The sequence below is a fragment of the Bradyrhizobium sp. STM 3809 genome, assembly GCF_000239795.1.
GTDB lineage: Bacteria > Pseudomonadota > Alphaproteobacteria > Rhizobiales > Xanthobacteraceae > Bradyrhizobium.
In genome coordinates, this window is the sequence record NZ_CAFJ01000082.1 from 23,024 (window position 1) to 33,728 (window position 10,705).

At 67.1% G+C, this 10,705-nt stretch carries 10 protein-coding genes; 8 read left to right on the top strand and 2 right to left on the bottom strand.

The features are described from left to right. Positions 1–144 precede the first annotated feature (144 nt). The 3 genes from BRAS3809_RS04085 to BRAS3809_RS04095 all read left to right on the top strand — a co-directional run bounded on the left by BRAS3809_RS04085 (position 145) and on the right by BRAS3809_RS04095 (position 3,231). A complete protein-coding gene (locus BRAS3809_RS04085; RefSeq protein ID WP_240535593.1) occupies positions 145–846 on the top strand; it encodes a DUF3592 domain-containing protein in 702 nt (233 codons plus the stop codon). Positions 847–1,024: 178 nt separating this feature from the next. Further along, positions 1,025–2,734 carry a sulfatase-like hydrolase/transferase gene (locus BRAS3809_RS04090; RefSeq protein WP_008960838.1) on the top strand — a complete coding sequence of 570 codons (1,710 nt, stop codon included), beginning with the start codon at positions 1,025–1,027 and terminating at the stop codon, positions 2,732–2,734. A 101-nt stretch (positions 2,735–2,835) separates the two neighbouring features. Then, on the top strand, positions 2,836–3,231 hold the full coding sequence (locus tag BRAS3809_RS04095; protein ID WP_008960839.1) for a rhodanese-like domain-containing protein: 396 nt from the start codon (positions 2,836–2,838) through the stop codon (positions 3,229–3,231). Between the two features lie 148 nt (positions 3,232–3,379). Here BRAS3809_RS04095 and BRAS3809_RS04100 read toward each other — a convergent pair whose 3' ends face one another. Together BRAS3809_RS04100 and BRAS3809_RS04105 are read right to left on the bottom strand one after the other, a co-directional pair. After that, on the bottom strand, positions 3,380–4,936 hold the full coding sequence (locus tag BRAS3809_RS04100; RefSeq protein ID WP_008960840.1) for an ABC transporter permease/substrate-binding protein: 1,557 nt from the start codon (positions 4,934–4,936) through the stop codon (positions 3,380–3,382). Further along, entirely contained in the window at positions 4,933–5,718 is a 786-nt protein-coding gene (locus BRAS3809_RS04105) for an ATP-binding cassette domain-containing protein (protein WP_008960841.1), read from the bottom strand. The genes BRAS3809_RS04100 and BRAS3809_RS04105 overlap by 4 nt, the downstream gene beginning before the upstream one ends. A 116-nt stretch (positions 5,719–5,834) precedes the next feature. Here BRAS3809_RS04105 and BRAS3809_RS04110 point away from each other — a divergent pair, with 116 nt between their 5' ends. From BRAS3809_RS04110 to BRAS3809_RS04130, 5 genes are all read left to right on the top strand, one after another. Beyond that, positions 5,835–6,647, top strand: coding sequence for an ABC transporter ATP-binding protein (locus tag BRAS3809_RS04110; protein ID WP_008960842.1), 813 nt, complete (start codon positions 5,835–5,837; stop codon positions 6,645–6,647). A gap of 224 nt (positions 6,648–6,871) precedes the next feature. After that, positions 6,872–7,657 (top strand): ABC transporter permease, encoded by a 786-nt coding sequence (locus BRAS3809_RS04115; protein WP_008960843.1) that lies wholly within the window; start codon positions 6,872–6,874, stop codon positions 7,655–7,657. Between the two features lie 220 nt (positions 7,658–7,877). Next, a complete protein-coding gene (locus BRAS3809_RS04120) occupies positions 7,878–8,906 on the top strand; it encodes an ABC transporter substrate-binding protein (protein WP_008960844.1) in 1,029 nt (342 codons plus the stop codon). Positions 8,907–8,909: 3 nt separating this feature from the next. Further along, the gene (locus BRAS3809_RS04125; protein ID WP_008960845.1) at positions 8,910–9,623 is read left to right on the top strand and encodes a hypothetical protein; all 714 of its coding nucleotides are present in this window, start codon (positions 8,910–8,912) and stop codon (positions 9,621–9,623) included. Next, positions 9,620–10,558: a polyphosphate kinase 2 family protein gene (locus BRAS3809_RS04130; RefSeq protein ID WP_008960846.1), complete on the top strand. Its 939-nt coding sequence runs from the start codon at positions 9,620–9,622 to the stop codon at positions 10,556–10,558. Before BRAS3809_RS04125 ends, BRAS3809_RS04130 begins: the two co-directional genes overlap by 4 nt. The last annotated feature ends 147 nt before the right edge of the window (positions 10,559–10,705 follow it).

Consider the following 10,705-nt stretch of genomic DNA (forward strand, 5'->3'; position numbering starts at 1 on the left):
CGCCGGTCCCTAAGCAGCGTCGGGCCGCACTCACGAGAATCAACATTTGCCGCTCGTTGCGCGCGTGTGGAAGCGGAGCAACAAGCGGCCGGCAAGCCGCCATCGCCATGGAAATTTTGTGCGGCATGGGATGGCGCGTAAGCCGTGGAATTGTCGAGGCTATTGGATCGGTCGCAGGCGCGACCCGGTGGTTGTGCGGAAATCGAACGTCGTATTTTACACACGATTGGTTTTTTCGATGCAGCTTCCTGCGGGGGCATCGGAATGTTCGATTATCACTTTCTTGGGCTAGCGGTTGACGGCCAGATCGCATTGCTGTTCACGGCCGCCGCAGCGAAGGCACCGCGCCGTCGCGCGTCGCGGGCACCGGCGCGTCTCGCCGGCGGTCTTGCGGCCGTTCTGCTGGCGACCGCCATCGCCCTGGCGATGTACGTCATCTGGCTGGAATTGCCGGGGCTGCGGACCGAGGGCGAGGTCGTCACGATCCGGGTGGATGGCTATGACCCCGGCCGGGAGCCGACCTACTATCCCGTGATCGAGTTCGCGAGCGCGTCCGGGGCGCTGGTGCGCTTCGAGGATTTCGGCGGCAGCTCGCCGCGTTATCGCGTCGGCGACCGGGTCATGGTGCGCTATCGCGGCGACGATGCGTCGCCCTTCGCGATCGTGGAGCGTGATCGCGGCTCCAATCTGCTGCTGCCCCTGCTGCCGCTCTGTGGCGCGCTGTGGTTCGGATGGCCGTTCATCCGGCGGATGCCGCAGCGTCTCAGGGCCGGGACATCCGGCGGTGCAGCACCGCAGGCCGCGCGCGGCGCGGTGCGGCCGCAGCGGCGGATGATGAACGTCTGACAACAGCCGCAACGCTTGATGGCCGATCGCATCGCTGCTGCGATGCCAGACGCTGGCGCTGCTCCGGGCAAATCCGGACTGTTGTTATTTGTGACGATTTCATTACGGTCACATGACAGGATCGGTGTCCTCGATCGCCGGCATGCGCCGGCGAGGGGCATCTCCTATCGACCGCCTGATGTCACTCAGTCCGAACCACGACCCCATCCCGACGCTCACGGCGGCCAGCGCGACGCGCTCGAACATGGCGCGGCTGTCGGCTGTCGCTGCGCCCCACGTCGCCGCGCTGGCCTTGATGCTGCACACCGAGACCGATTTCGGCTCCCGGCTCGGCTTCGTGCTGGCATGGGGCATCCTGAACGGGTTCTGGCTGGTGCTGCTGCGGCGGCCGGCGGTGTCGGGCGCGCTGGCGCTGACCATGGTGGTGGTGCTGGTGCTGCTGTCGCAGCTCAAGCATGCCGTGGTCCAGATGACCGCGAATTTCGTCGACGTCATGCTGATCGACCACGACAGCGCGGCGTTCCTGTTCACGATCTTTCCGAACCTCAAGCTGTCGGTGCTGGTGGCCGCAGCCGTCGTGCTGCCGCTGATGGCTCTGCTGTGGTGGGCCGATCCGTTCCGCGTGGCGCGGCTGCCGGCGCTGGCCGGCAAGCTCGCCTGCCTCGCGGCGCTGACCTTGTATTCGCTGAACTGGCGCGACGAGGCCTGGCGCGGCTACTACGACGACGGCTATCTCTCCAAATTCGCGCGCTCCGGCGTCACGGCGGTATCGGATTTCCTCGCCAACGGCTTCATGGAGTCGGATGCCACGGCCGACCGCAAGCTGGCCGCCTTCGTTCCGGATTCCTGCCATCCCGCCGGACGGCGCCCGAACATCGTGCTGATCCACGACGAGTCGAGCTTCGACATCCGCGCGGCCGCCGGCATCAAGGTGCCGGACGGCTACGGCAGCCACTTCAAGTCCTATGACGGCAAGGCGCGCCAGTTCATGGCGGAGAGCAATGGCGGGCCGAGCTGGTTCACCGAATACAACGTGCTCGCCGGCCTGTCGTCGCGCTCGTTCGGCCGCTTCGCCTATTTCGTGACGCGCGTCGCGTCGGGTCGCGTCGAGCGTGGCCTGCCGCTTTCGCTGCGAAATTGCGGCTACGACACTTTGTCGCTGTATCCCGCGCATGGCGCCTTCATGAGCGCGCGCAGCTTCCAGACCACGGTCGGCGTCGACCGCTTCCTCGATGCGCGCGACCTCGGCGCCAAGGGCGTCGAGCCCGACGGCTTCTTCTACGACGCCGCGCTCGACCTGATGCAGCAGCGCAAGCCGGGCAAGCCGCTGTTCATGTTCGTCTACCTCGCCGCCAACCATTTTCCCTGGGAGACCACGTTCCGGCCCGACCTGACGCCGTCCTGGCGCGCGCCCGGCAATGCGCCTGCGATCGACGAATATCTGCGGCGGCAGGCGATGAGCGCGTCGGACTATCAGCGCTTCCTGGCCAATCTGAAGAAACGGTTCGGCGACCAGCCGTTCCTGATCGTGCGCTATGGCGACCACCAGCCGGAGTTCTCGCCGCACATCCTCGATCCCAAGCTCGACGAGGCCGGCATCGGCGAGAAGCTCGAGACCTATGATCCGCGCTATTATCAGACCTATTACGCCATCGACGCCGTGAATTTCGAACCGCGCCAGAGCAGCGCCGTGATGGACAGGATCGATGCCGCCTATCTGCCGCTGGTCACGCTCGAGGCCGCCGGCATTCCGCTCGATCCGTCCTTCGCCGAGCAGAAGGACATCATGCAGCGCTGCAAGGGCGTGTTCTACGCCTGCGGCGACGGCGCCGAGGCCCGCCGCCTCAATCGCATGCTGATCGATGCCGACATGATCCGGGGACTGTAGGGCCACGACCTCACGACATTGCGATCTCCCATGCCAGCGGAGCATTGCCGCCGCCGCGGGGCTGGGCTACCGGTGTCCGTCATCAGACAGGGAGGTCCGATATGTCCACATCCGTCAAGGAGCTGCTGGCCGCCGCCAACGCCGTGGTGCCGAAGATCACGCCGGCCGAGGCGCAGGCGATGATCGCCAAGGGCAACACGCTGGTGCTCGACGTGCGCGATGCGCCGGAGGTCGAGAAGAGCGGCAAGATCGAGGGCGCCCATCACGTCTCGCGCGGCATGCTCGAATTCCGCGCCGATCCGGACTCGCCCTATCACGACAAGGCCTTTGCGAAGGACAAGAGCGTCATTCTGTATTGCGCCTCCGGCGGCCGCGCCGCCCTGGCCGGGAAGGCGCTCAAGGACCTCGGCTACGACAAGGTCTTCAATATCGGCGGCTTCAAGGACTGGGCCGACCATGGCGGCGCCGTGGAGAAGCCGATCGAGCCGGGAATGTAAGCGCAAGGAGCTCGCTCGTGCGGTTGGTGGTTGCGCCAACCTCCGCCGTCATCGCGAGCGAAGCGATCCAGGGGCAACGCAGACAAAGTGCATTTTAGCCCCTGGATTGCTTCGCTGTGCTCGCAATGACGTGTTGAAGCAGGCGGGCTTACTTGGAAATCCTGCTCCACAGCCAGCGCGCCACGGCTTGCGGCGACGACTCAGCATCACTGCCCGACGCCCGCAGATTCGCCTGCTGCATCGTCGCGATGTCGATCCTGCCGAGTAGCGGCCGTAGCGCGTCCTGCAGCGCGCGGTCGCCACTGCGTTTAGGCGCCAGCAGCAGGATCGCGTCATAGGGCGGGATCGCATGCCTGGGATCGTCGAGCACGACGAGGTCGTATTTCGCGATCAGCCCGTCGCTGGTGTAGCCGGCGATGACGTCGACCTCGCCGGAGGCCACCGCCGCATACATGAAGTCGGGCTGCATCTGGCGCTGGGCGCGGAAGGCGAGGCCATAGGCGTCGCGCAGCGCCGCCCATTCCGGGCGCGAGAAGAATTCGTAGTCGCCGGCGATCGACATCTCGCGCGTGTGGCGCGCGAGGTCCGCGATCGAGCGGATGCCGAGCGTCTCGGCTGTCTTGCGCGGCATCACCAGCGCATAGGCGTTCTCGAAGCCGAGCTCGCCGAGCAGCGTGACCTTGTCCCTGGCGAGATCCTGCTTCAGCGCGTCGAGCAGCGCCGCGCGCGGCAGCTGCTCGGTGTGGTGAGCCTGGTTGGCCCACAGCGTGCCGGAATAGTCGACATAGGCGTCGATGTCGCCGTTCTTCAGCGCCTCGTAGATCACGCTGGAGCCGAGCCCCGCGCGCGATGTGGCCGAAAGCCCCGCCGCCTGCAGCCGCTCGCCGAGCAGCGCCGCCAGCACATATTGCTCGGTGAAGGTTTTTGCGCCGATCACGTAGCGCGCGGAGCTGCCGGCGAGCGAGGGCAGGAGGCTCGCGCCGACCATCAGCGCGATCGTCGCCGTGCCGATCCCGATGCGGGCGCGGCTGCGCCTGCGCAGGCCGTTCTCGATCAGCGCCAGCAACTGGTCGACCGCGAGCGCCAGCACCGCGGCGGCGACGCAGCCGAACACGACCAGCACCCAGTTCTGGGTCTGCAATCCGGCAAAGATGTAGTTGCCGAGCGAGGTCTGCCCGATCGGCGTCGACAAGGTCGCGGTGCCGATCACCCACACCGCGGCGGTGCGGATGCCGGCCATGATCACCGGGAGCGCCAGCGGCAGCTCGACCATGGTCAGCGCCTGCCGCTCGGTCATGCCGACGCCCTTGGCGGCCTCGATCAGGCTCGCGTCGACGCCGTTCAGCCCGGTGATGGTGTTGCGCAGCACCGGCAGCATCGAATACAGCGCCAGCGCCAAGACAGCCGGCAGGAAGCCGAACGCCGAGAACGATAGCCCGAACCAGCGCAGGCTCAGCGCGGCGAGCGCCAGCAGCAGCGGATAGAACAGAGCGAGCAGCGCCAGACCCGGCACGGTCTGCACCACGCTGGCGAGGCCGAGCAGGAGATTGCGCAGCGACGGCGAGTTGCGCGCCGCAAGCGCCAGCGGAAAACTGACGACAAGGCCGAGCGCGAGCGCGGCGATGCTGACGCGCAGGTGGCTGCCGAGATAGTCGGCAAGATGCGACAGCGCCTCGTCGACGCGTGGATCAGAGAGCAGATTCATGCCGCGCCGCTCTCGGGCAGCAGCGCCGCCAGCCGCGCGGCCTGCCGGCGCGGCGTCGTCATCAGCTCCGCCACATAGGGCTCGCGGCTCGCCGCGAGCTCGGCCGGCGTGCCGATCGCGATCAGGCGTCCACCGCGCATCACCGCGATGCGGTCGGCGAGCAGCAGCGCCTCGGTGATGTCGTGGGTGATCATCAGCGTCGTCAGCGCGAGCGTGTCGTGCAGCGCGCGGTAGTCGCGGCCCAGCGCATCGCGGGTCAGCGGATCGAGCGCGCCGAACGGCTCGTCCATCAGCACGATGCGCGGCCGCGCGGCGAGCGCGCGGGCGACGCCGACGCGCTGGCGCTGGCCGCCGGAGAGCGCGTCGGGCAGCCGGTCGCGATAGGCCTTGCGGTCGAGCTGGACGAGATCGAGCAGCTCGTCGACGCGCACGGCGATCTCGTTCGCCGGCGTGCCCAGCAGCCTCGGGGTGATGCCGATATTGGCCGCAACCGTCATGTGTGGAAACAGCGCGCCGTTCTGGAACACGGTGCCGATGCGGCGGCGGAGAGCGACCGGTTCGAGGCCGGCGATGTCCTCTCCTCCGATCCGGATCGTGCCGCCGTCCAGCGCGATCAGGCGGTTCGTCAGCCGCAGCAGGGTGGTCTTGCCCGAGCCCGAGCCGCCGACGATCGCCAGGAACTCGCCCTCGGCGATGGCGAGCGAGACGTCGTCCACCGCGACCACCGGGCCGGGGAAGGTCTTGCGGACACGATCATAGCTGATGAGGGAGGTGCGCGGCATGCGGCCTTTCAGGGCGGGGGGCCTCGGTGTCAGACCTAGCACGTCCAGGGCCTGCGTTGAACTTCGCCGCGCAAGCGGCTAAGCCGTCCCGGCCATTTTCGGGGAGGAACTTGGACGTGACGCCATCAACGGCCGCCGCCGTCTCGCTCGACGGGACCACGGTCGCATTCCGGCTCGCCGGCGGACGCACCTATACCGCCGTGGAGACGGCGCAGCTGAGCGTCGAAGACGGCGAGTTCGTCGCGATCGTCGGTCCCACAGGCTGCGGCAAGTCCACTCTGCTCAACGTCGCGGCGGGGCTGCTAAAGCCGGCCGCGGGCAGCGTACGCATCTTCGGCCAGCCGCTCGCCGGCCTCAATCGCGAGGCCGGCTACCTGTTCCAGGCCGATGCGCTGTTTCCGTGGAAGACCGCGCTGGAGAACGTCGCCATCGGTCTCGAGGTCGCGGGCACGCCGGCGCGCGAGGCGGCCGCCAAGGCGCAGCAATGGCTCACATCGGTGGGCCTCGGCGCCTTCGGCAACCGTTATCCGCACATGCTCTCGGGCGGCCAGCGCAAGCGCGTCGGCCTCGCCCAGGTCTTGATCCGCAATCCCCGCATCATCCTGATGGACGAGCCGTTCGGCCCGCTCGACGCGCAGACCCGGCAGATCATGGGCAATCTCTTGCTCGATCTCTGGAACGCCGACCGCAAGGCGGTGCTGTTCGTGACGCATGATTTGGAGGAGGCGATCGCGCTCGCCGACCGCGTCGTCATCATGTCGGCCGGCCCCGCCTCGCGCATCATCGGCGACTGGCGCGTCACCCTGGCGCGCCCGCGTGACATCTTCGAGGTGCGCATGAAGCACGAGTTCCACGAGCTGCATCGCGAGATCTGGCAGACGCTGAAGGCCGAAGTCGAGAAGACCTACAAGCAGGCGGAGGCGGTGTGATGGCGGATTCAAGTCTGGCTATCCGCCGAGGGCTCAGGTCGAGCTCCCCTCCCCCCTGCGGGGAGGGGTTGGGGGTGGGGGTCCCAGCAAAGACTGGTGCTCGTGGCACCCCCACCCCCGACCCCTCCCCGCCTAGCGAAGCTTCGCTTCGCGCGGGGGGAGGGGGGGCGCAGCAGTGCGCGGGGCTGCGGTCTCGCGTCCATCCTGCAGGCGGGAGCAGCGTGATGTCGCGCCTCGGTCTGCTCGCGCTGCAGCTGCTGGTCGCGATCGTCGCGATCGCGCTGTGGCAGTTCTTCGCCACCGTACCGGTGTTCGGCCGGATTCTGTTGCCGCCGTTCTTCTTCTCGAATCCGGTCGACGTGTTCAGCCAGGTCGTGAAATGGTTCTCGACCGGCGCTATCTGGAAGCATCTCGCGATCACCTTGTGGGAATCGATCCTGGCGTTCGCGATCGGCTCGCTCGGCGGCGTGCTGGTCGGGTTCTGGTTCGCGCGCAAGCCGCTGGTCGCCGCCGTGTTCGACCCCTACGTCAAGATGGCCAACGCGCTGCCGCGCGTGGTGCTGGCGCCGATCTTCACGCTCTGGCTGGGCCTGGGGATCTGGTCCAAGGTCGCGCTCGGCGTGACGCTGGTGTTCTTCATCGTGTTCTTCAACGTCTATCAGGGCGTCAAGGAGGTCTCGACCGTGGTGCGCGACAACGCGCGCATGCTGGGGATGAGCGAGCGGCAGCTGATGCGCCACGTCTACTGGCCATCGGCGCTGTCCTGGATGTTCTCCTCGCTGCACACCTCGGTCGGCTTCGCGGTGGTCGGCGCCGTGGTCGGCGAATATCTCGGTTCGGCCGCCGGCCTCGGCTATCTCATCCAGCAGGCCGAAGGCGTGTTCGACGTCGCCGGCGTGTTCGCCGGCATGTTCGTGCTGTCGGCCTTCGTCATCCTGATCGACATCTGCGTCACGCTGGTGGAACGGCGGCTCCTGGTGTGGCGCCCGGATGCGGCGGAGGGGAGATGATGAGCGCGGTGCCGCGCCACCCACCGCTGTCGTCCCCCGCGAACGCCGGGACCCATAACCCCAGGGAGTGGTTTGGGGCAGGCGGAACGACCAGTCGTTTCTCACCGCAACATCACGCGGTATGGGTCCCTGCGTTCGCAGGGACGACAGCGGAGTTTGTGGCGGCCTTCTCAAGCCACATCGACACGCCTAATCTGATCGACACGAACGGAGGAAACACATGAACAAGATCATCGGCCGGGTGACCGGTGCGCTGCTGGCGCTGACGTTGAGCACGGGGCTGGCGAGCGCGGCGACCAAGGTGACGATCGCGGTCGGCGGCGGCGCCTGCCTGTGCTATCTGCCGACGGTGCTGGCGAAGCAGCTCGGCGAATATGAGAAGGCCGGGCTCGACGTCGAGCTGGTCGACCTGAAGGGCGGCTCGGACGCGCTGAAGGCGGTGCTCGGCGGCAGCGCCGACGTGGTCTCCGGCTATTTCGATCACTGCATCAATCTCGCCGCCAAGAAGCAGGAGATGCAGTCCTTCGTCGTGTACGACCGTTATCCCGGCCTGGTGCTCGTCGTGGCGCCGTCGCACAACAAGGAGATCAACTCGATCAAGGATCTCGCCGGCAAGAAGGTCGGCGTCAGCGCGCCGGGCTCCTCGACCGACTTCTTCCTGAAATACATGCTGAAGAAGAACGGCCTCGATCCCGCCGGCACGGCGGTGATCGGCGTCGGCCTCGGCGCGACCGCGGTCGCGGCGATGGAGCAGGGCCAGATCGATGCGGCCGTGATGCTCGATCCCTCGGTGACGGTGCTGCAGGGCACGCATCCGGACCTCAAGATCCTCTCCGACACCCGCACCCAGCACGACACGCTCGAGGTGTTCGGCGGCGAATATCCCGGCGGCGCGCTGTATTCGACGGTGGCCTGGATCGCCGGTCACGAGAAGGAGACGCAGGCGCTGACCAACGCCATCCTTGCGACGATCGCCTGGATCCATTCGCACGCGCCCGAGGAGATCATGGCCAAGATGCCGGAGGAACTGGTCGGCAAGGACAAGGCGCTCTATCTCGCCGCCCTGAAGAACACCATTCCGATGTATTCGCAGACCGGCAAGATGGACCCGAAGGGCGCGGATGCCGTGCTCGCCGTGTTCTCGACCGGCTCCCCCGACGTCGCCAAGGCCAATATCGACGTCAGCAAGACCTTCACCAACAAGTTCGTCGAGCAGGCCAAGAGCACCAATGGCACGGCTGTGAAATAGCGGATGACCGACGTCGTCATCCATCGCGTCACCGCGCTCGACCTCCAGGTCGAGCCGTGGGACTGGCCGTTTGCGAGGGAGCGCCGCGACGAGATCGCGGCGCATTTCGCCGAGCGGCAGCGCGAGAAGCCCGGGCTGTGGAACGGCCGCATCCTGCTCGGACGTGACGCCCGCTTCGACGGCGACCGGTTCTCGGCGCGCTATTTCGAGACCGACTTCGCCAGCCTGCTGGCGTGGCGGGACTGGGGCTTTCCCGACCGCAGCGCCTTCAACGGCTTCGGCATGGGCGCGCTGCGCGCCAGCGACGGCGCCTTCGTGCTCGGCGAGATGGGCGCGCATACGGCCAACGCGGGCCGGCTGTATTTCCCGGCCGGAACGCCGGACCTCGACGACGTCGATGGCGCCACGCTCGATCTCGCATCGAACGTCGCCCGTGAGGTCGAGGAGGAGACCGGGCTCACGCCATCGGACTATCGCGCCTCGGCGCATTGGGACTGCGTCGTCACCGGCGCCTCGATCGCGCTGATGCGCGTGCTCGACGCGGCCGAGACCGGCGAGGTCCTGCAGCGCCGCATCGAGGCCAATCTCGCCGCGCAGGACGAGCCGGAACTCGCAGGCGTCCGGCTGGTTCGAAGCAGGGCGGACCTGACCGCGGCGATGCCGCGCTTCGTCACCGCCTTCCTCGAGACCCAGTTCAGCGGAGAGCCGTCCTCATGAACAAGAAAGCCCGCACGCTTGCGTCGGAGCTCGAGCCCTTCGTCTCGCCGTTCCGGATCGACGGCGGCGAAAAGTTTCGCCTCAAGTCGCACAAGACCAAGGTGAAGGGCGGGCTCGACAAGGAGCAGGGCGAGGCGATCATCGAGGCCAACCGCAAGCGGCTCGCCGACTTCCAGGAGAAGCTCTACGCCCAGGACCGCTGGTCGGTGCTGGTGCTGCTGCAGGGCATGGACGCCTCCGGCAAGGACAGCGCCATCAAGAGCATCTTCGAGGGCGTCAATCCGCAAGGCTGCGAGGTGACCTCGTTCAAGCAGCCGACCTCCAAGGAGCTCGACCACGACTTCATGTGGCGCACGGTTCTCGCGCTGCCCGAGCGCGGCCGCATCGGCATCTTCAATCGCTCCTACTACGAGGAATGCCTGGTCACACGCGTGCATCCGGAGGTTCTCAAGGCCGAGAAGCTGCCGCCCAGGCTCGTCACCAAGGCCATCTGGCATGAGCGTTTCCAGGACATCTCCGCCTTCGAGCGCTATCTCACCCGAAACGGCACCGTGATCCTGAAGTTCTTCCTCAACATCTCCAAGGAAGAGCAGCGCGAGCGCTTCCTTGACCGGCTCGAGGAGCCGGCGAAGAACTGGAAGTTCTCGATGGGCGACGTTACCGAGCGCGCCAAGTGGCAGCGCTACCAGGCAGTCTATCAGGACATCGTGCGCCACACCTCGACGCCGCATGCGCCGTGGTACGTCGTCCCGGCCGACCACAAATGGTTCGCCCGCGTCGTCATCGGCTCGACCATCGTCGCCGCGCTGGAAAGCCTCGATCTGCAGTTCCCGCGCGTCGACGCAGCCTCACGCGAGGAGTTCAAGGCCGTGCGCAAGGCGCTGGAGAACGAAGGCAAGGGCGGGAAGAAGGGGCGGCCGGTGAAGGCAGGCTGAAGCGCGAAGGCCGCCCAAAGACTCTCACGTCATTCCGGGGCGCGCGCCAGCGCGAGCCCGGAATCCATAACCCCGATCGCTGCGCGGGGGACAAGGTCGACGCAACGGCGCGCCGTTTTCGCCAATGACGGCCTGTGGCTATGGAGT